This is a genomic window from Alistipes montrealensis (genome assembly GCF_018362775.1).
Taxonomy (GTDB): domain Bacteria; phylum Bacteroidota; class Bacteroidia; order Bacteroidales; family Rikenellaceae; genus Alistipes; species Alistipes montrealensis.
Genome location: NZ_JAGYXY010000002.1, coordinates 410,697 through 432,020, shown reverse-complemented (window position 1 = coordinate 432,020; position 21,324 = coordinate 410,697). Strand labels below are relative to the sequence as shown.

General features: G+C 57.6%; 11 protein-coding genes. 2 read left to right on the top strand and 9 right to left on the bottom strand.

The features are described from left to right. Window position 1 precedes the first annotated feature (1 nt). Window positions 2-775 carry a hypothetical protein gene (locus tag KG007_RS04920; RefSeq protein ID WP_213347565.1) on the top strand — a complete coding sequence of 258 codons (774 nt, stop codon included), beginning with the start codon at window positions 2-4 and terminating at the stop codon, window positions 773-775. Between the two features lie 12 nt (window positions 776-787). Further along, window positions 788-2,989, top strand: a complete 2,202-nt coding sequence (locus KG007_RS04915; protein WP_213347564.1) for a glycoside hydrolase family 3 N-terminal domain-containing protein — start codon at window positions 788-790, stop codon at window positions 2,987-2,989. Window positions 2,990-3,095: 106 nt separating this feature from the next. Here the strand turns inward: KG007_RS04915 and KG007_RS04910 are convergent, their stop codons facing one another. The 9 genes from KG007_RS04910 to KG007_RS04870 all read right to left on the bottom strand — a co-directional run bounded on the left by KG007_RS04910 (window position 3,096) and on the right by KG007_RS04870 (window position 20,881). Continuing rightward, on the bottom strand, window positions 3,096-4,763 hold the full coding sequence (locus KG007_RS04910) for a metallophosphoesterase N-terminal domain-containing protein (protein ID WP_249413244.1): 1,668 nt from the start codon (window positions 4,761-4,763) through the stop codon (window positions 3,096-3,098). A gap of 11 nt (window positions 4,764-4,774) precedes the next feature. After that, complete coding sequence (locus KG007_RS04905) at window positions 4,775-5,656, bottom strand: endonuclease/exonuclease/phosphatase family protein (RefSeq protein WP_249413243.1); 882 nt, start codon at window positions 5,654-5,656, stop codon at window positions 4,775-4,777. A gap of 43 nt (window positions 5,657-5,699) precedes the next feature. Further along, window positions 5,700-7,286 (bottom strand): beta-N-acetylhexosaminidase, encoded by a 1,587-nt coding sequence (locus KG007_RS04900; protein ID WP_213347562.1) that lies wholly within the window; start codon window positions 7,284-7,286, stop codon window positions 5,700-5,702. A gap of 85 nt (window positions 7,287-7,371) precedes the next feature. Then, on the bottom strand, window positions 7,372-9,849 hold the full coding sequence (locus KG007_RS04895) for a DUF5689 domain-containing protein (RefSeq protein WP_213347561.1): 2,478 nt from the start codon (window positions 9,847-9,849) through the stop codon (window positions 7,372-7,374). Window positions 9,850-9,925: 76 nt separating this feature from the next. Further along, a complete protein-coding gene (locus KG007_RS04890; protein WP_213347560.1) occupies window positions 9,926-12,472 on the bottom strand; it encodes a BACON domain-containing protein in 2,547 nt (848 codons plus the stop codon). Between the two features lie 20 nt (window positions 12,473-12,492). Then, entirely contained in the window at window positions 12,493-14,016 is a 1,524-nt protein-coding gene (locus KG007_RS04885) for a RagB/SusD family nutrient uptake outer membrane protein (RefSeq protein WP_195459252.1), read from the bottom strand. A gap of 19 nt (window positions 14,017-14,035) precedes the next feature. Next, a complete protein-coding gene (locus KG007_RS04880) occupies window positions 14,036-17,104 on the bottom strand; it encodes a SusC/RagA family TonB-linked outer membrane protein (protein ID WP_213347722.1) in 3,069 nt (1,022 codons plus the stop codon). Window positions 17,105-17,191: 87 nt separating this feature from the next. Next, complete coding sequence (locus KG007_RS04875) at window positions 17,192-18,313, bottom strand: hypothetical protein (RefSeq protein WP_213347559.1); 1,122 nt, start codon at window positions 18,311-18,313, stop codon at window positions 17,192-17,194. Between the two features lie 60 nt (window positions 18,314-18,373). Further along, window positions 18,374-20,881 carry an exonuclease/endonuclease/phosphatase family protein gene (locus KG007_RS04870; RefSeq protein ID WP_249413242.1) on the bottom strand — a complete coding sequence of 836 codons (2,508 nt, stop codon included), beginning with the start codon at window positions 20,879-20,881 and terminating at the stop codon, window positions 18,374-18,376. Window positions 20,882-21,324 lie beyond the last annotated feature (443 nt).

The window sequence follows — 21,324 nt, the reverse complement described above, 5'->3', positions numbered from 1 at the left end:
TATGAATAAGAAAACCCTCCTGTTCTGCGTTCTCTTCCTCGGCATCCTCCGGGGAGGGGCGCAGGAGTTGAAAATGACCGAATGCGCCTCCTTGACGCAGGTTTACGGGGAGGTCAGCGAGTCCGAAGAACTGCTCCCGATGAACGATGTGGGGGTCGAATTCGGATATGTCCTCTACGAAGCCGCCGTCGACCTTCCCGGAAAGGAGAGCCTGTTGGAACTGGAAAACGTACGGGATTATGCCGCGGTTTACCTCGACGATACGTTCCAGGGAACCGTGACGGACGGACGGAAAACGCTGGAACTGAAAGCGGAGCCCGGAACCCGGACCCTGCGGCTTTACGTCGAGAACATTGGACGCATCACCTACGGGCCCGAAATCCTCGACAACTCGAAGGGGCTGTTCGGCAGCGCCCGTATCGGCGGCGAAGAGATCGCCGACTGGAAGATCACTCCGCTGGAGGTACGCGACGCCGATCCGGAAACGCTCGGATTCGAGCCTATCGGAACATGCGGCATCCCCTGTTTCCGCCGCGGCTATTTCGACAGCGCGTCGCAGAGCGACGCCTATCTCGACGTATCGGGATGGGGCATGGGCGAGGTCTGGATCAACGGCCGTTACCTCGGGTCGTTCTGGGACGAGGAAAAACAGCAGTCGATCCTGATTCCGGCCGGAATCCTCACGGAAAAAGGAAACCGCATCGTCGTCTTCGACATCAAGAACAACAACCCCGGCTCGGGAATGCGCCTTTCCGACAAGCCCGTGTTTAAATAACAACCACAACCGATGAAAAAAATCCTTATTTTCAGCCTTTTGCTGGCCTCCGCATACGGTGTACAGGCCCGGGAAAAGTCCCGGACGCCCGTTTACCGGGACGCCTCGCGCCCCGTCGAGGAGCGCATCGACGACCTGCTGTCGCGCATGACCCCCGAAGAGAAGGTCATGCAGCTCACGCAGTACACGCTCGGACGCAACGACAACGCCAACAATATGGCCGATCCGGTGAACGACATTCCCGCCGAAATCGGCTCGCTCATCTACTTCGGCACGTCGCCCGAACTGCGCAACCGGGTGCAGAAAAAAGCCGTGGAGCAGTCGAGACTCGGAATCCCCGTGCTGTTCGGCTACGATGTCATACACGGATTCCGCACCACCTATCCCATCTCGCTGGCCCAGGCCTGCTCGTGGAATCCCGAACTGGTGAAAAAGGCGGCCGAAGTGGCTGCCGGGGAAGCCCGGATGGCGGGCGTCGACTGGACCTTTTCGCCCATGATCGACGTTGCACGCGATCCGCGCTGGGGGCGCGTAGCCGAAGGTTACGGCGAAGACCCCTACACCAACGCCGTGTTCGGCGCAGCGACGGTAGAGGGCTACCAGGGCGACGACCTTGCGGACAACCGCCGCGTTGCCGCCTGCCTCAAGCATTTCGTCGGTTACGGCGCTTCGGAAGCAGGACGCGACTACGTCTATACCGAAATCTCGCGCCAAACGCTCTGGGACACCTATATGCCGCCCTACGAAGCAGGCATCAAGGCCGGGGCCGCGACCGTCATGAGTTGTTTCAACGACATCAGCGGAACACCCGGATCGGCCAATCCGTACATCCTGACCGAGGTGCTCAAAGAGCGCTGGGAACACGACGGATTCGTCGTCTCGGACTGGGGCGCCATCGAGCAGCTCCGCTCGCAGGGGATCGCCGCCGACAAGAAGGAGGCCGCCGAAAAGGCCTTCAACGCGGGTCTCGATATGGACATGATGAACCGCTGCTACGACGCCCACCTGGCCGCCCTGGTGCGTGAGGGCAAAGTCCCGCAGCAACGGCTCGACGACGCCGTCCGGCGTGTCCTCCGGCTGAAATTCCGGCTGGGACTGTTCGAAAAGCCCTATACGCCCGCATCGACCGAAGCCGAACGCTTCCTGCTGCCCGCCAGCCTCGAAATCGCCGAGCAACTCGCCGAAGAATCGATGGTGCTGCTCAAGAACGAGCAGCACGCACTCCCGCTCAGGGCAGTCCGCCGGATTGCCGTCGTCGGTCCCATGGCCAAAAGCCGGTTCAACCTGCTGGGCTCCTGGTCCGCACAGGGCGATGCAGAGGATGTGGTGAGCATCTTCGCCGGACTGGAAAACGAATACGGCGATAAAGCCGAACTGTTTTATGCGCAGGGCTGTGAATTCGACGGCGAAGACCGCTCCGGATTCACCGAGGCTATCGCCGCCGCCGAAAAAGCCGACGTAGTGGTGCTCTGCCTCGGGGAGAAAAAGACCTGGAGCGGCGAGAACGCCTCGCGGTCCACGATCGCACTGCCCGCCGTCCAGGAACAACTGGCCGCCGAACTCGCGAAAAGCGGCAAACCGGTGGTCCTGGTGCTGTCGAGCGGACGCCCGCTCGAACTGCGCCGGCTCGAACCGCTGTGCAGCGCCATCGTCCAGATGTGGCAGCCCGGCCTGCGGGGCGGAAACCCGCTTGCCGGGATTCTGTCGGGACGCATCAACCCCTCGGGCAAACTGGCCATGACATTCCCCTACTCGACCGGCCAGATCCCGATCTACTACAACCACCGCCAGAGCGGCCGCACACACCAGGGCAAATACCAAGACATCCCCAGCACACCGCTCTACGACTTCACACACGGCCTCAGCTACACGACATTCGAATACGGTGACCTTCAGCCCTCGGCGACGACACTCCGCCGCGGGGAAAAGCTGACCGTCGCGGTTTCGGTGACCAACACCGGAGAGATGGACGGCGCCGAGACGGTCCACTGGTTCATCGCAGACCCCGTATGCCGTATTTCACGGCCCGTCAGGGAGTTGAAACACTTCGAAAAACAGCTTATCCGAAAGGGCGAAACGCACACGTTCCGCTTTGAGATCGACCCCGAACGGGACCTGAGCTTTACGGACGGCGACGGAAAACGCTTCCTCGAAGCAGGCGATTACTTCATCCTCGTCAAGGACAAAAAGATAAAACTGACACTGACGGAGTAACCGCCCCTTTTCCCCAAGCAAGCGAAAAGATACCGAACGCCTGGAATTAGCATTAATTCCAGGCGTTCCCGATTTACCCGCATTCCGGCGGGGCGCATACGGCGGATCAGTTTACGACTTTCGTATCGATGACAAAGAGTCGGTTGCCGTACTCGTCGGTTGCGGTAAGTTGAATATTCGCCGACGGCGTAACGGGCGTATATTCGAGCATATGGTCGGTACTGTACTTATTCAGGAAATCGAACGATGCGATGTCGTTGCCGCAGGCATCATGGACGGCGACATAATAACCGTCGTAGGCATTCACGGCCTTGAGCTGCGAAGCAGGCACTGCCGCCCCGTTCTCGCGGCACTCTATCTTCCACGTCGAATGCCAGTCCCAGACGTTAATGCGTATCACCGGTTTCCCGTCGACATTCGTCTGTCCCGAATTATATACCCTGTAATACTGTTCGTTTTCGTCGCTGAAATTCACACTCCGCCGGTTCGTTATCGCCCCGCCGCTAAAATCGTAACGGGTAAACGTCGCAGGCGTTCCGTCGTGGCAAAGCGGGAAATACCACCATGCGCCGCAAACGGCGGGATGGGTGTATTCGGTCACGGTCATATCGCTGCGCGGCACAGTCACCGTTTCGGCGATATGGTTGTGCCCCGACCAGATCGTCACGGGCAGTTTTTTGTCCTTGTATATGTCGAGCAGTGCGTTCGCATTGTCCATCGGCGACGGCGTCGAAGCCTTGGGATTGCGGCGGAACGCCGGGCAATGCCAGGCGATCACGATGCGTTCGACGCCGGCAGTCATATAGTCGGCGTCCTTCTGCGCCCAGTCGAGCTGGCGCTGGCTGAGATGGACGGTATAGGACCTGTCGCCGCCGTTGTTTATGAATTGCGTATTATCGAACACGACATAGTGCACCTTGCCGATATTGACGGCGTAATACGTCGGGCCGAAGGCTGCATTATACGCGAGTTCGGCCTCCGAATCGTCTTCACCGACGATGTTCTGCACCGCCATGTCGTGATCGTGGTTGCCGATCACATGGAAAGTCTGGATCGGCATGCCCCCGCGTTCGCATACGTTGACAAAATTGGCCAGCGTCGCCTTGTTGGCATTCGTCCAGTGCGATTCCTGCGTCATATCGCCCAGGTTCATCCCGTAAACCGACACGCCCGAAGGCAGGCCGCGCACGTACTCGCGCAGGGTTTTGAGGTATGTCCGCCGGAACGTTACCGAATCGAGTTCGCCTTTCGGCGGACAAATCGACGGCGTCGTTGCCGATGTCGACTTTATCATCGCACGATTACGGATGTGCATATCGGCCGACACGATCATGATATGGCGGTCGTTGTCCACCTTTTTAAGCGTAAAATCGTGCTGCTGGACCGCTTCGACACTTACGGGAGAAGTCAGCCTGCGATAAAAACGGGGGATGAAGCCCCGCGAAGACTCGACCTCATAGCCCGACGGCACGGTCAGGTAAACCAGATTCGACTTTCCGGCCGACGTACGCAGACCGTATGCACCCTGTTTGTTGGTGCGCGTCATATTCACGCCGTCGGTTACGACGACGCCCTGCACACCCACGCCGCCGGACGTGACGACGCCGCGCACGGTAGCCGCCGGATCGACTTTCGACCAGTCGATTTCGCCGCCGGGAGCAGGAGCCGGCCCGGAAGGCTCCTCCTGGCCGTTACCTGCGTCCGATTTTCCGCAACCCGTATCGAACAGCGTCAGGGCGAACGACACGGCAAACAATATAAACAGTTTTCTCATCTTCGTAATTTTTAGAGTTTGAACCAGGCGACAATCGGATTATGGTCCGACAAATAAGGTACGCCGTAACGCACGGCGTCGTTCACAAGACTTTCATAACCCGCAACCTTCACCCGACGATAAAAGATATGGTCTATCCGCAGGTCGTGTGCTCCCCAGCCGTTGAACGTCGGCAGCGAATCGGTCACGGGAGCCGTTTCACGCGCTCCCGACATCCATTCGCGCAACGGAGCGAGGGCCTCGTTGCCGAAAGTGGTATTCAGGTCGCCGGACATAATAACGGCGGCCTTCTCCCCGGCGATCTCTTTCATTTTCGCAGCCATCATCCGGGCCTCGTGCATGCGGGCATTCGTCCCCTTGTGGTCGAAGTGGGTGTCGAAGTAGTAAAACTCCTTCCCCGACCTGCGGTCGCGGAATTTCCCCCACACCGTGACGCGGCGGCACACGGCGTCCCAGCCGCGCGAGGGTTTCCCGGGCGTGTCGCTCAACCAGAAAAACCCGCTGTCGAGCAGGATGAACCGCGCCTTGCGGTACATGATCATCAGATGGGCCCCTCCATCGGGCGATTTCACGATATTGGCGTCGGAATCGACTCCCATGTCGAGTGTCGCATAATCGCTCATGTTTACTTTCAGGAAATCGACCTGGGGACGGTGCGGCTCCTGAAACCCGACGATATCGGGACTCTCGGCCCGAAGCATCTTCAGCACACCCTCCCGCCGGTTTTCCCAGCAGTTGTCCCCGTCGGCTCCGGGCTTGTAGTAGCGGATGTTGAACGACATCAGCTTCAGGCCGGCTTTGGCGGCCTTTTTCGAAGCCCCGTCGTCCTGCCCCGCCGCCGTACCGCCGCACAGCATCGCGAACAGGGTCATAAATGCAACTAATCTACTCATAATCATCAGTTTTCCGGAATAAACACCCCGGTTTCCAAACCAGCTATTCTATCCCCCGGAATACGAAATCGGAATACCGGTAGGATCGCAGATCGTATACACGGACAAAGTCCCGCAACCGCCTTACGAAGTCATTGTAGTCCTTGCGGTCGCAGGCCCAGGCCGTTTCGGCCAGTGCAGCCAGCCTGGGCAGAACCATCCGTTCCACGCATTGCATGTCCGGCATGTATTCGGTCCAGACATTCGCCTGCACACCGAGGACATTCTCCCGCTCTTTCGGGAGCAGCCTGTCGTAGGGATCGAGGCGGTAAACCTGTCGCAAGGGCAGATACCGGAGATTGCAGAGCGGTTCCCATCTTTTCGGATCGGATGTCTGGCTGTAATCGAGATAACAATTCCATTTCGGGGTCATTATGACCTTGTTGCCCTTCCGCACAGCCTCGATACCGTGCTGCTGGTCGCGCCAGACCATGATCGTCGCGGTCGGGGAGATTCCGCCTTCGAGTATCTCGTCCCAGCCGATTATCTCGCGGCCGTGCGCCTGCAGCCACTTTTCAATCCGGCGGACAAAATAGCTCTGGAGGGCTTTTTCGTCTTCGAGGTTCTCTTCGGCAATGCGTCCCCGGCAGGCCGGACACTCTTTCCAGCGGTGTTTCGGACATTCATCGCCCCCGATGTGGATCAGGCGCGAAGGAAACAACCCGATCACCTCTTCGAGTACATGTTCGATGAATTCGTAGGTCGTATCCTTTCCCGCGCAGTATACGTCCTCGCTGATTCCCCATCGGGTCCATACTTCGTAGGGGCCGCCCGTACATCCCAACCAGGGATAGGCCGTCAACGCACCCAGTCCGTGACCGGGCATTTCGATCTCGGGGATTACCTCGATATAGCGGGCCGCAGCATACGCCACCACCTCGCGGATCTGGTCCTGGGTGTAGTAACCTCCGTAGGGCCGGCCGTCGAACTGCATCTCCTCGCCCTTTTTGGGCATAAGCCCGACGAGGGTTTCCCTGCGCCAGGAGCCGATCTCCGTCAGCCGGGGATAACGTTTGATCTCGATGCGCCAGCCCTGGTCATCGGTAAGATGCCAATGGAAGCGATTGATTTTGTGCAGCGCCAGCAGGTCGATGTAGCGTTTGACCGCTTCGACCGGGAAGAAATGGCGGCAGGCGTCGAGCATGGCTCCCCGATAAGCCATACAGGGCTTGTCCTGTACGACCACGGCAGGAATGTCCCCCGCATTTGCCACCACCAGTTGCAGCAGGCTCTGCAATCCGTAAAACACGCCTTGCGGCGTACCGCCGCGGATCGTTACGCCTTTGCGCGTTACGGCGAGCAGATACTCTTCCTTTTCGAGCGAAGTATCTACGGCGAGCCGTATCGCCCTGCCCGCATTTCCATCCGTTACGACGGCCGTATTTACGCCGAGTGCCCGTGCGAGGTCTTCGGCGAAAATCTCCGCAGATGTCCGCAGCGGTTCGGGAGCTGCGATAACCGTACGCGATGTGATCGGGAACGAACCTTTCCCTTCGGCGACCGTGAGCGGACGGGGAATGATGCCGACGCCGGCGTACCCGGTTATAAAGCTCAACAGCGCCGCCAGGAGCATCGTAATATTCAGTTTCATGGTTTCGAAGGACATTTAAGAACAGGGGCCGGCAAGTTCCGGACTTTTTCTTCACTTGCCAGCCCCCGGTTATTCGACGGATTTACTATTTGTTATAACGGATCGCGAAATATTCGAGGTTGCTCGAATGCTCGGAAGCCAGGGCCGCGCCGCTGGCGCTCTGGTTCAGGCGCGCATTGGCGTAATCGCTGCCGTCGCTGCAAAGGTCGCTCGTCGGACGCAGGCGGATGTAAACGTTCTCGTGTCCGAGAATCTCCTGGGGCAGTTCGAAGTCGATACCCTTGTAGGCCACGCACGACGAATAGAGCGTATTCGACCAGACGGAAACGTCGGGAATGGTGTAATTTCCGATCAGGTTCCACTGCGAATCGTCCTTCGGGTCCTGCGAATCGGTGAGCGCCCACTCGGCACACCAGAACCGGGGCGAATAGAAGGTCTGCTGCGTATTCATGACGGAAATCTGCATCGAAATGTGCGAAGTCGAGATTCCTGCGGTCGAGAAGTTGATCAGCCATGCATAGGGGCGGTCGGTGTCGTCGTCCCACCAGAAGTGGTTGGCGAAAGAGGTGTAGCAGCTTCCGCCGACGTTACCCTTGCCGCGCAGGCCCGTGCTGCCGCTGTAATTGATCTGGGGCGAGTTGGTGGCAATCGCCTCGTTGCTCGTCCAGCCGCCCGTGCCGCACCCGACGTTCTTATCGGCTGCATACGGACCGCACCACTCTATCGTTCCATCGGGATTGCGGCTTACGAGGTCGTTCATCAGCGGGTTCCAACTCTCCTTCGAGGGGTCGATCACGATGCCGATGCCGTTCTTGTTGCCGTAGTTGGCTCCGAAGAGATAGTTGACGTTGTTACCGATAGGCCCCAGGTATTCATACGTGCCGCCGCCCCACATGTGCTGATTGTAGGCCGCCTGCACGTACTCCTTGCTTTCCGAACCCGAATACTTCTGCTGATAGGTGTGCGTCAGGTAGCCGTTCGTGCCGTAGGTAGGCTTCTGAACCGCATTGCTGACATCGGGATTCCAGTAACGGTACTCCGTCAGCAGGGCCGAGAAGCTATCCTCGACACTGTTCTGCATGTTGTTCCAAACGTCTCCCTTGGTCTGGTGGCGGATCTGATAACGGCCGATAAACCCGAGTGTCGGATCATCGTCCATTTCGGCCGGGTCGGCTCCGTCGCGCCAGTCGAAACGCGGGAAACGTTCGTGGACGATCACACCCGAAATCTTGCCCGAACCGTAAGGCAGGCGCGTACCGTCGCTGCGATAAGCGCAGTTGGTGTTGGTCAGCATATACATGTCGTCGCCGTTGATGTCGCGCACGAGCAGCGGGTATTTGCTGATACGGTGTGCGTTCGTACCGATCGCATAACCCTCGTTGATCGGCGTGATCGCGCCTTTGCGCACGGGGAATTCGACCTCTTTCAGCGTAACGTAGGTATAGATGTCGTCGTCGGTAAGCTGGCTCATGTACTTCTCCTTCACGGGAACGTCCGAGGCCGAGCCTGCGACCCGCGAGATGACCATCGCCTTGGTGACGTTGCGCAGTTCGTAGCGGTCGGGATTCTCGACCAGGTAGCCGGATGCGCCCTGAATGAGAATCTGCACATGATCGTACTGGTCATACACATTGTCCTCGGTCGACTTGGTCTGCATGGCAATACCGTACTTGCCGTCAAACGATTCGAGATAGACCGTTCTTTCCGACACGGTATAGTCGATCGTCGAAGTCGTGAGCTGCGAGTTTTCGCCCGCATTGCGGTTCGCGGTGTTGCTGACCACGATACCCTCGAGAATGACGTAATCTTCGATCTTCTTGTTGGCGGCATACGTCTGGCGGAATTCGTCGAACGTGATTTCGCGTCCGAGCGTCTCCCGGGCGGTACGCTGCAACAGGTTGAACTCGACGGAAACGGTCTCTCCCCAGCCGTCGGTAAAAGAGAGCGATACGGCTGCCGAGCGCGGAATCTCATCCGCGGTATTGGCCTCGGTGCTGATAATCAGATCGCGTTTCTCGCTGTCGGAATCCACGATTTCGATCCCTTCGATCCAACCGGCGTTCTCGGGATCGGAATATTCGATATTGACCGTGATTGCCGAGAAAGGCACGTTGGTGGTGATGATCGACTTGTTCTCGCCTCCGGCCCCGGCAACGGTAACCGACGAGTTGTCGAACTCGATCCGCGCGTCGACGAGCGCTTTCTGTTTGACGTAGAGCGTATCGCGACGGGAATCCACGTCGGAACAGAGCACGAACCCCGCCTTGCGCTTGAAATCCTCGTTGAATTCGCATTCGGCCGTAATCTTGGCTTTGCCGCCTTCCGTTTCCCCGCAGGTCAGGCTGAGCCAGTCGGCCTGGTTGATACGCTCGATATGGTAAGAGCCGTTTGCATAGATGTCGATATCGAACGTACTCGCATCGGCTTCGACAACAAACTCCTTTTCCAGCGCACCCAGTTTGACGAGGTCGATGTCCTCGGCATCGGCATTGGCGCAAGCCACCATGGCCCCGGATATGGCCGCAATGCCTAAAAACTTAATTATCGATTTACGATAGTTCATATGGTCTGAATTTTATGCGTTGTTTGTCTGGTCTTCGCCCGTGCGGCAGGCAATCTGCCGCACGGCTCGAAGACATTTAGTTATAGCGTACCGTAATCGTACCGATACGGGTCTGGCTGTTGCCCGCCGCAACCGACTCGGTGAGCGTGCCCTTTTCGATGCCCAGGGCCGTCAGGTAGTTCGAAGCCGTAGCTTTCGGATCGATGTCGGTAACCTTGTCGGCCACTTGCAGGCGCAGTACCACCTTCTCCTTGCCGAAGCAGTCGGCGGGCAGTTTGCGCAGATGCTCGGTGAAGCCCGGCGTCGCATCCTGGGAGGTGGTGGACCACCACGTTATCGAGCGTTTTTTGAGCATCGGACAGTTGGGAACGGCCCGGAACGTCGCGCCGCCGTCTACGGAGTAAAGCAGGTTCCAGTGGGCAGGACCGAAGATCGTCGTATTGCTCATCGAACCGTGGCCCCAGGTGATACCGAAGATCAGGCTCGAACCGCTGATGCCCTGCGTCGAGAACGAAATGTCGAAATACTTGCCTTCGTCGGCCTTGAAGTCCCACCACTGCTGGGAGAACAAGATTCCGCCGTTCGCCACCAGTCCCTTCTGCTCGGTCGTCGCACCGCCCGTACCCGAGCAGACGACGTTGTTGAAGTCCGAAGCACCGGCCTGCGTAGCGCCGTATTTGTTGATCTCGCCCGCGCCGATCTCCGGAATAAGGTCGACCTTACGGTCGTTCCAGTTCCACTCTACGACGGTTTTCATAAACGGTTCGTCGTTCAGCGCGATCTCCTCTTTGGTCATGGCGCGCAACTGGTAGCGGCCGAGGTCGCCGAAACGGATGGGGGCGATATCGTCGGCGACAACGATGCCCCGGAACGTACCCGAACCCTGTGCAACGATCGAGTTAAACTCCAGATCGCGGCCCGAACTGTGGCGGCGCCACGATACGGCCGCATTGGTCAGCATGAAGATGGAGTTGCCGCCCTTGTCGTAGCACATCAGCGGAGCGACATCCCAGCGCGGGGCTGTGGCCGTACCGATCGCGTTCAGTGCGTCCTTGAACGAATAGCCGTCGGTACAGTTGGTGTAGGCGCCGTCCTTGCACATGATCTCCAGGCCAGTCACGGAAACCAGCGTATAGATATCGGCGTCGGTAAGTTCGGCGATGCTCTTGGTCTTAACGGGAATCTTGAATTCGTCGGGAGTCGAGGTTTCCAGGATGTTGGCTGCGGTAAGCCCCGAGATGGTATAGCATTCGGGATCGGCCTTCTTTTCGAGGGTAGCTCCGGCGATTGCAAGCCGCACCTTCGAGAAGCGCGCCAGCGTGTTGTCTTCGGCGGTCGCAAACTTCAGGCAGAAACCATACTGCCCGTCGAGGCTCTCGATGTAGACCGTCCGGTCGTTCTCGCCGCGGTCGAAGAAGAACTGTTGGGTCTGGGGACTCGAAACGATGTTCTTGCTGGCCGGATCGCTGACGACGAACCCTTCGATATACTGCGCGAGCGTGATCTCGCCCGGAGTCAGGGCACGCACGCTTGCGAAGTCGGCAACCGTGGGATAGGGTTTCTGGGTAACCTTGCACAAGGCCGAAGCGGATGCCCCCGAGGCGTCGGTAAAGCTGAGTTTGATCGTGGCGGTGCGCGGCGCCGAACCCTCGTTCTTCGCCAGCGAGAACGTCAGTCCGTCGTCGGTGATCGCGGGCTTCAGAATCCACTCGGCTCCCTCCTCGACGGGCACGTCGTACACTACATAATAATCGACCTGGTCGGAGTAGGGTACGAGGTTGTTGGTCATGGCCGGAACGATGCACTGCTGGGCGTAACCTTCGTAGGTCCCCGCATCGCTGTCCAGTTTGAATGCGGGGGTGGCGTTACCCTGCGTAACGGTCAGCACCGATTTGATAACGTCGCCCTCGGCGCTTTCGATGAGGACGGTCAGGTCGGCCCACCGGACAAAGCTCGTTTCATTATCCGCAACTTCGAACCGAACGCCTTTCTGCGTAATCGAAACATTGGAAATCCAGGGTGCGACGGGCTGAGCCTGCGGCTCGTCGCCGCCCTCTTCGCCATCGTCCTCCCCGGCGCGCGTTATGACCGGAACAGGGTCGTTGGGCAGGCCGTTCTCGTCATAATAGGTAACGGTAGCCTCCATATCGTCGATGCTGTAACGCAGGTTGGTGTTGATCGGAGCCAGGATCTGGGATTGCGCCTTCAGCAACGTGACGGCAGGTTTCGAGAATGCAATCGACGGATCGGTCACCGATCCGGCCTGCATGAACATTACGGTATCGACCAGGGAACCTTTCTCGAAGATGACGCCAACCTTTCTCGACAGGCCGTAGTTGGCCGAATACGTGAACACGATTTCGTGATTGCCGTACCCTTCGAGTTTGTTGAGCGACGCCCATTTCACATTGCGCGTAAAGCGGGCCTTCCAGTCACCGGTCGAATAAACCAGTACGTGGGTCGATCCGGCATCCTTGGTCAGCGACAACTCCCGCGCCGAGACCGCCAGCGGCAGTTCCAGTTCGAAGTCCTTCTGACAACCGGTCAGAGCCGCCGTAAACGCCATTACGGCGATCAGCAGACCGACGACCGATCTTTTCTGTTTATCGAATATTGTTTTCATAGTCTGAAAATTTCGGATTATTACAAGCCGTAGGCCTTGTATTCATTGTTATCGAGATTATTCTTCGAATAGGTAACCTCCGTATCGGGAATCGGATAGTAACGGTGGCACGGTTTGATGCGGCTGTTCGCCGTGTTGAGCTGCAAATAGCCGTAATCGCTATTATCCGTCACCGCTTCGTACCAAATGCCCCAGCGGACCAGGTCGTACTTGCGCTGGAACTCGCCGAAGAGTTCCCGGGCCCGCTCGTTGCGGATCTCCTCTTCGAGACGCGCGGGAGTGCGGTAGGTGTAGTTGGCCAGACCGGCGCGCGTACGGGTCATGTCGAGGTATTCGACCGCCTTCTCGTAGTTTTCCTTGTAGAAATAGCATTCGGCCATCATGAGCAGGGCATCGGCATAACGGAACACCTTGTAATTGTTGCCGTCGGCCGAAGCCTGCATGTTCGGACACCAGAACTTCGGTCCGCACCACGGACGGGTATTCGTGTTGTTGAACGTCTTATCCTCGTAGCCCCAGGCCATGTTGTACTTGGCGCGGATATCCTTGCCCATTTTGGACTGGAGGCCCTGGCAGAAGTAGACGTTCGGACGCATGGCGGCCCAAACGGTCGCCTGGTCGCCGAGTTCGGGAATCTCGACACCGTCGTAAATGGCCGAATTGGCCGCACGCGGATAGGGCTGGCAGATGCAGGCCACATTGGACGTATAGGTCAGGCCGCCCTGGGTATAAACATGCTGAATCTCCATGATGGATTCGGGCGTGTTCTTGTTCCGGAACAGGATGTTCTCCGCATAGTTGTACTGCGACAGCGAACCGTAGATCGTTTCGATGTTCTCCAGGGCGTCCAGGGCGATATCCCACTCCTTGTTCCACATGGCCATCTTGGCGACGAGCATATAGGCGCAGGCCGCTCCCAGACGATTGGCCTCGTTGTCGTAAGTACGGGTCTGGGCGGCGAGGGGAGCGATCGACAACAGGTCCTCGATGACCTTGTCGCGGGTTTTGCCGGCATCCATGCGCGGCAGCACCTGAATCCGGTTCAGAACTTCGTTATCCGTAACGTCGTCGAAGTAGAACGGCACGTCGCCGAAGAAACTGGTCAGCGTCCAATAAAAGAACGCACGCAGGGTCTTGGCCTCGCAGAGCAACTGATAGTACTGCTGCTCGCTGAGAACTTCGTTCTGGAAAGCGCGTTCGATGCCGTTGACGGCGAAATTACAGCGCTGCACGCCGAGATAGCCCTGTGTCCAGACGGTCGAGCCGAGGCGCGGCACGGAGGGAGAGATGTCCAGGCTGGCGTCGAGCGTACCCGAGGGGCAGTATGCAATGTCGGTGACACACTCCGTGGCGATCATGTAGGTGTAGTTATAGATCGACTTGATCGGGATATAGCAACCGTTTACAACCGACTGGCATTCCGAGAATTTACGGAAAAAGTCATCGGGGCTGGAAATTCCGGACGTATCCTCGTTCAGCGAACACGACTGAAACGAAAGGAGCACCGCACCGGCAACCGCAAAGATTATATGTTTGGTTTTCATCGTCTTTATGCTGTTAAATTTAGTATCTCAACTGAAGGCTGAATATGATGGTACGGGGTTTGGGATATGCACCCAGGTCCATACGGCGCAGCGTCGACGACGTACCCTCGCTGGAAACGTCGGGGTCGAAGCCGTTGTACTTCTTCCACAGGTAGAGGTTTTCGCCCGAAACGCTCACCGTCAGGTCCTTCACCCACGAACATTTCTTCCTCAGGTCGAACGTGTACGAAAGCGTGATGTTCTTCAGTCGGAGATACGACGCGTCGTGGATCATGAAATCGCTCGGCAGGGCAGCGTCGCTCTTGGCTCCGGCACGCGGAATATTCGAATCCGGGTTGCGGACGGGATGCCACGCATCGAGCATGTAGCGGTACTGGTTCGAGAACTGGGACCCCGCCATGTAAATTTCCGAATAGTTGTAAATCTTACCGCCGAGCGAGTAGGCGAAATAGACTCCCACCTTCAGGCCGTGGATGTAGAACGTATTCTGCAAACCTCCGTAGAGATACGGATCGGCGTTGCCCTGGTAGATCAGGTCCTCCTTGGACATCACGCCGTCGTGGTTGATGTCGTAATAGCGCGGACCGCCGTCGGTGTTGGACGGGCTCACATAGGTTTTCGTAATGTTGTTTTCCGTCCGTTCCTCGGCGTTTTTCCACGTTCCTCCGTACTTGAATCCCCAGAGCGAGTTGAGCGGATAACCCTTGACGTAACCATACATCATGTAGGGGTTGTTACCCGGCGAGTTGTAGGCCGAGATGAAATCCTCGGAGCCGATATCGTCTACCATCTGGTCGTTGTGCGACATGGTCAGCGTCGTCGACCAGTGGAACTTCGGGCGGACGATATTCTGGCTCTCGATCGAAAGTTCGATACCCTTGTTCGAAGTCGAACCGATATTGGTCCAGCGGGAGGTGTAACCGGTCTGGCTCGCAACGGCCAGCGACATCAGCAGGTCGGTCGTTTTGGACTTGTACGCCTCTGCCGTGATATTCAGACGGCCCTTGAACATCGACCAGTCGAGTGCGATGTTGTATGCGGCGGTTTTTTCCCACGTCAGGTCCGGCGAATCGAGGCGGCTGCGGTAAAATGCGACGGGCTGCGATCCGGCGAACAGGTAGCCGCCCGTCGTCGATGAAAGCGTGGCCAGCGAACGGTAGGTGCTGATAGCGTCGTTACCGGTCAGGCCGGCGCTCATACGAATCGACAGGTCGTCGATCCACCGGCAGTCCTTCAGGAAATTCTCGTTGGCCAGATTCCATTTGACGGCGGCCGACGGGAAGAAGGCCCACTTGTTATTGGCCGCAAAGTTCGAAGCGCCGTCATAACGTCCCGTCACGGTCAGGTAATAACGCGATTTCCAGTTGTAATTCAGACGCGCATAGGCCGACATCTTGGTCTTCTTCGAATAGGACGTACCGGCCGAATAGGTCTCCTTGTCCAGGACCGCATTCATGTTGTTCCACATGATGGCGTCGTCCATGTACCCGCTGCCGGACAGGTTGAAATCGTGCGAAGCGAACCGGTAGGCCGAGAAACCGCCGAGAACGTCGAACGCGTGGTCGTTCTTCTCGAATTTGTATCCCGCCGTGGTCTCCCACGAGAACGAATTTTCATCCCAGTCGGCACGGTAGGCCTCGCCGCCCTCGTTTTCACCCTTTTTGGGCAGGGTTCCCGGGTAGTACCGGTAGGTATGGCGCTGATAGAGATAATACGAGAAAGTACTGTTGATCGTGAAATTCTTCACCGGCTCCAGTTTGAGCGAGAAGGCATGGTTGTTCGAATGGCGTTCGAGGTAATAGGTGTTCTGGTCGATCAGCGCACGAGGGGTATTCACCTTCTGTCCATTGTAGTACAGAGGGTTGTAAGAATCGTTCGGTTTGAGCATCGGCGAGAGGTACTGCGCACCGCTGTACCAGGCCGTACCGCCGATCGTGGCTTTGTTCTGGTCGTTATGCCGCCAGGTATACGAACCCGTATAGCCGACCTTCAGCCACTTGAACAACTGGCGTTCGAGGTTGATACGCCCCGTGAAACGCTGCTGTCCGCTGTCCTGGATGATACCCTGGGTGTCGTTGTAGGAGAACGAAGCGTAATAGGACGACTTATCGTTGGTCCCCGAAAGCGAGAGGGCGTAGTTCGAGTAAACGGCCGTACGGGTAATCTCCTTGATCCAGTCCGTTCCCTCTCCCAGCGACAGCGGGTCGGGATACACCGAACCGGAAAGCGGCGTATCGCTGCCTACATCGGGGTGGTTGGCATCGCCGCCGAAATAGGCGTAGTCGTTACGGTACTGCGCGAACTCGGACGCATTCATGATATCGAGCCGGCGGGGCAGCTGGGAGAAACCGAGGTCGGTCTTGAACGTGATGTTCGTCTTGCCTTTGGAACCGAGTCCCCGCTTGGTCGTGATCAGGATAACGCCGTTGGCGCCGCGCGAACCGTAGATCGCCGTCGACGAGGCGTCTTTCAGAACCGAGATCGCCGCGATATCGTCGGAGTTGATGTCGTTCAGGTCGTGGATGGCGTCCATCACGCCGTCGACGACGATCAGCGGCTCGTTCGAGGCGTTGATCGAACGCGTACCGCGGATACGGATGGTCGTGGTGGCGCCCGGCTCACCCGTGGTCGACATGAAATCGGCGCCGGCGATGCGGCCCTGCAAGGCGTTGTCGACCGAAAGCACGGGCACGTCCTTGATATCGTTCATCTTGACCGTGGCGACCGAACCCGTCAGGTCCTTCTTGGCGACCTGACCGTAACCGATAACCACGATCTCGTCGATGTCGGTGGACGAGTCCTTCTCCATCTGGATGATGAAATTCGTCCGCGCACCGACGCTCAACGTCTGCGGTTTGTAGCCGATATAGGAGATGTGCAGCGAATCGGAAGGCTGGGCCTTGATGGTGAATTTGCCTTTCGCATCGACGATCGTACCCTGTTTACCGGTGGACAGCACCACCGTGGCTCCTGTCAGCGGACTGCCATCCGAATCGACAACGGTTCCGCTGACCGTACGGGCCTGCTGCTGAGCCGTTGCCGGTCCCGCATATGCCGCAAGCAGTATCACTACCGCCACCAGCGACATCACTCGGACGGATGCTCTCATTATTTGAAAAAATTTATTCATTTTAGGCTTTTTTAGGTAAAACGACTTATTCCATTTCCATGCTTGCTACTCCTCGAAAGGCGCCCCGAGAATAATATCCTTGCCGCTGCCGTTGTTCTGGGCAAAATAGTCCTGCCCGTCCACTTCCAGGCGGCGGATATAAAAGTTATCGAGGAAAATACGGCTGTTGGTCGCCGAAGGCTGCGTAAGCGAACCGCAAGTGATGCGAATCCGCGTATTGACCGTAATCGGGTTGGCCTTTGTGCTGACCACGAAGATCAGAAAATCGCTTCCCTCCCACATGTTTTCGGGAAATTCATCGCTTTTGGGATCGTAGTAGGCGGTTTCGAGATCGATCGAAGTCTTTTCGGAGTCGGCAAAATCGGCAATCACGCCGCCGTCGAGCACCTCGACCCTGATCTTGTTATCGTCTTTGATTCCGGTATAGTAGTCGGTATACGCCACGGCCCTGAACGAAACCATGAGCATCGAGTCGCTCCGGAGCGTGTTGGTGTAGGGCGAAATCAGGTCGGCGCCGTGTCCCTTGTCGTCGCCCAGTTTCAGGTAACCGTTCTTGCCGTAGCAGTGGGTGACGGCCTCCCCTTCGATCTTCGTGGACGAAAAGCCGTAATTCTTCTGGGCCGTCGTCCAATTGTCGATCGAAGTCTCGCTGTCGGTAAAGCGGGGGTCCTCCTTTCCGTATTTCATGGACGAAAAATCGTTGCTCACACGGGCCGTGGAGCCCTGGTGAACCGGAAGGATGCGGTTGTAATTCAATCCGCCGTCGGTAGCCGCCAGAATCAGCATGCCCGTACGGCGCGTATAGTAACTGGATGTCTTGCTGCGGCGCTGGACATTCATGGTCACCATACTGCGGCCCGTCTGGGGATCCACCGTGTAATACGGCAGGAGCGAAACCCAAGGCGTCGTCGCGTCGTCCTGCCACGATGCAGCGAAATCGATGTTGGAATCCACGTAAATTCGGGCAAGCCCGCCCCGCACGTCGACGTAAGCGGCGTCGATAGGCTCCTTCCCGGTCGGGTCCGCATAGACTGCGATCGACTCGTTGCGATCAGAGTTCGAATGCGTTTCACACGATGCGATGCCCGTTACCGCCGCCAGGAGCGCGATGCCGATCAATCTCCGTGAAAAACGGACGAAACTCTCCGTCAAAATTGTTTTTCTCATAAGTAAAAAGGTTAACGATTGGTTGTATGTTTACTAAGTCGGGTATTCTGCGGCGGACGATCATTTCAGTTCGAAATCGACCAGTATCGGACGGTGGTCCGAGGGGTCGTAAAAATTGGATACATACGGGCTTTTGGTCGCCGTCGTCCACTTGTCGACGACGATCAGCGCGTTCACGATCCGGTCGTACATCGAGGGCGACGCATAGATATAATCGATACGCGCATTGCCGTAGGTCGACGATACGAAACAGCCCGGATTGCGCTCGGCGATGATATCCACCAGATCGGTATTGTCCAGGATGTGGTTGTGGACCAGCAGGCGGGTATCGTTGGCGGGATAACCGTAGTACCAGTTGTCGAGGCGGGAACGGGAGTTGAAATCGCCCATCATTAGCCAGTCCTGCTGGGCGGCGTACGCCGGATCGTTGACCGTCTTCGCACAGATATACTTGATCTCGAACTCGCGGTACTTGTCGCCCTCGTTCTTTGCTGCGCTCGCTTCCTGGTTCGCCGCGCCGGTAACTCCGTATGCATAGGCCTGCGGCCACGTGTGAAGCGTCACGAGGTTGATCTTACGCCCCTTCACGGTGATCTGCTGGATGCCGGCGCCGTGGGATATGGGTTTGCCCGCCTGGTCCGAATCGGTTATCTTCAACAGCGTTTCGATCGGATATTTCGACGTAACGGTCTGCGGATAGTTGTCGCGGTGGCCGCCGACGGCCGTATACGAATGACCGTAGCGTGCAGCCAGTGCGGCCCACCCGGCCGGCAGGAACCTTTCAGACTCCGGCGCTCCGGTATTCGTGTTGTTCTTGTAAATGGACGCCGACTCACACCAGATGCAAACGTCGGGATCGTATTTTTTCACCCACGCGACGAAATTGCTGTAATTGTTCCCCTGGTCGGACCACATGCCGTTCTGGATATTCCAGTAGAGAACGCGCAGGTTGTCGGCGCCCCGTCCCATTTCGCCGAGCGAGCGGACCTCGATGTTGTCGAGATAGAAGCCGTGGACGCCGCTGCCGGTATCGTTGCCGCCCCAGTAGAGCATCGTGCCGTCGGTCGCATTGTTTACGACGACCTCCACCCGGTGCCACTCCTTGGCCGCCGACTCGCCCGACGGAAGCGTAACGTGCTTCTTTTCGACGATGTATTTCCCCGCAGCGCTCGCATAGCCCGAGTTTTCGGCCGTCAGAGGTATCTCCTTTCCGTCGACGGCGGCCGAGGCGATCATGCCGCCGTTCACCACCTGGAACACCAGCAGGTCCGTCGACCCGTACTGGTAGCAGAAATCGAACGAAACCTTGACGGAGCTGATGCCGTCGATGGCCTGCAAAGCCGCGGTCTGGAAAATACCGCGTCCCGTGTTGCCCGCGCCGCAGGCGAGGAAGCCCTGATACTCCTGGCAGCGGAACATATAGGTGTAATCGCCGATATTGCGGCTGGCGACATACGTATCGGACATCAGATGCGACGTGCCGACCGTCTTGCCGCTGATTTCGTCCCAGGTATTCGACTGGATGAAAGCAGAACCCGGATTGTTGTAGGATACCTTTTCGAAAGAGTCCGCATAGCCATTCCGGTCCGTTCCCGTACTGGCGGTGATGGTTTCGGCCGTCGGCGCATATCCCGTCGATTCCTGGCCGGCCATGATATTGCCGCCCCACACGAAATTATCGAAACTTTCGGAGAACACGAGGTCGGCGTCGGGAGCGTATTTCAGCGCTACGGTCGTGGCTTTGCCCGCTACGAGCTGCGCCGGCGACAAGGTATGTTTCATGGAACGGTGTTCCGAATCGGACACGGTGATTTTCAATCCCGACGAGTAATCGCCCGGGGCCAGCATGATGTAAAAGTGCTTGGGCGTACTGCTGCTCAGCGGGACGCAGTTGCCGTTGTCGGTACAGTTGAGCACGGCGAAACCGACGCCTCCGGTCATCTTAAACTGCCCCTGCGACGGCAGGAAATTGGCAAATCCGGCCACGATGTCCGCCGCAGGGCTGCTCACCTTCACCGAAGATATTCTGGCCGAACCGGTCAGCGCCAGGTCCAGCACGGCGAAGGCGTCCTCGAATACCATCTTGTTGCCGTTCTCCTTGGTGTAGGAGCCGTACATGGGATATGACTGCAACGACGCGGCCGTAGTGGCCCAGAACTGCGAATAGGGCAGTTTCACATCGGCATAGGCCGACGTGCCATACCAGCCCGAAGAACCCGGAGTCGTCAGGATGGCGTTGTACGTTCCCGAACTCGACGCGCTGGCTTCTATGTAGTTGCGTCCGCTTTCGTCGGTCGCGACCGGATAGGATTTCCCGTTGACCGAGACGGTCGATTTGCTCCACGCCCGTTCGCCGATACCCATCGACTTACGGGCGGCGTTTTCCGACTCGAGCAGATAGAACCGGACCTTGCCGTCCACCACCTTGATATCCTCGTATCCGCTACCCGGATTCTCGGGATTGCCGGGATCGTCGATGCCTTTTTCACCGCCGCTACATCCGGGACCGGTCAGCAACAGGGCCGATCCTAAAATACAACTCAATAATTTTCGTAGATTTAAAGTCATAATGTATGGTTTTAGGGTTTGATCGAATCAGGTTCGAGGTCGGAATAGGACACAAAAAAACCGTGTACACATTGCCGGAAAGGCAATATATACACGGTATAACAANCCGTACGGCGCGTATAGTAACTGGATGTCTTGCTGCGGCGCTGGACATTCATGGTCACCATACTGCGGCCCGTCTGGGGATCCACCGTGTAATACGGCAGGAGCGAAACCCAAGGCGTCGTCGCGTCGTCCTGCCACGATGCAGCGAAATCGATGTTGGAATCCACGTAAATTCGGGCAAGCCCGCCCCGCACGTCGACGTAAGCGGCGTCGATAGGCTCCTTCCCGGTCGGGTCCGCATAGACTGCGATCGACTCGTTGCGATCAGAGTTCGAATGCGTTTCACACGATGCGATGCCCGTTACCGCCGCCAGGAGCGCGATGCCGATCAATCTCCG

Bases quoted from the DNA above. Each gene is read 5' to 3' on its own strand.
- KG007_RS04920 (WP_213347565.1), top strand. From the start codon at position 2: ATGAATAAGAAAACCCTCCTGTTCTGCGTTCTCTTCCTCGGCATCCTC.
- KG007_RS04915 (WP_213347564.1), top strand. From the start codon at position 788: ATGAAAAAAATCCTTATTTTCAGCCTTTTGCTGGCCTCCGCATACGGT.
- KG007_RS04910 (WP_249413244.1), bottom strand. From the start codon at position 4,763: ATGAGAAAACTGTTTATATTGTTTGCCGTGTCGTTCGCCCTGACGCTG.
- KG007_RS04905 (WP_249413243.1), bottom strand. From the start codon at position 5,656: ATGAGTAGATTAGTTGCATTTATGACCCTGTTCGCGATGCTGTGCGGC.
- KG007_RS04900 (WP_213347562.1), bottom strand. From the start codon at position 7,286: ATGAAACTGAATATTACGATGCTCCTGGCGGCGCTGTTGAGCTTTATA.
- KG007_RS04895 (WP_213347561.1), bottom strand. From the start codon at position 9,849: ATGAACTATCGTAAATCGATAATTAAGTTTTTAGGCATTGCGGCCATA.
- KG007_RS04890 (WP_213347560.1), bottom strand. From the start codon at position 12,472: ATGAAAACAATATTCGATAAACAGAAAAGATCGGTCGTCGGTCTGCTG.
- KG007_RS04885 (WP_195459252.1), bottom strand. From the start codon at position 14,016: ATGAAAACCAAACATATAATCTTTGCGGTTGCCGGTGCGGTGCTCCTT.
- KG007_RS04880 (WP_213347722.1), bottom strand. From the start codon at position 17,104: ATGTCGCTGGTGGCGGTAGTGATACTGCTTGCGGCATATGCGGGACCG.
- KG007_RS04875 (WP_213347559.1), bottom strand. From the start codon at position 18,313: ATGAGAAAAACAATTTTGACGGAGAGTTTCGTCCGTTTTTCACGGAGA.
- KG007_RS04870 (WP_249413242.1), bottom strand. From the start codon at position 20,881: ATGACTTTAAATCTACGAAAATTATTGAGTTGTATTTTAGGATCGGCC.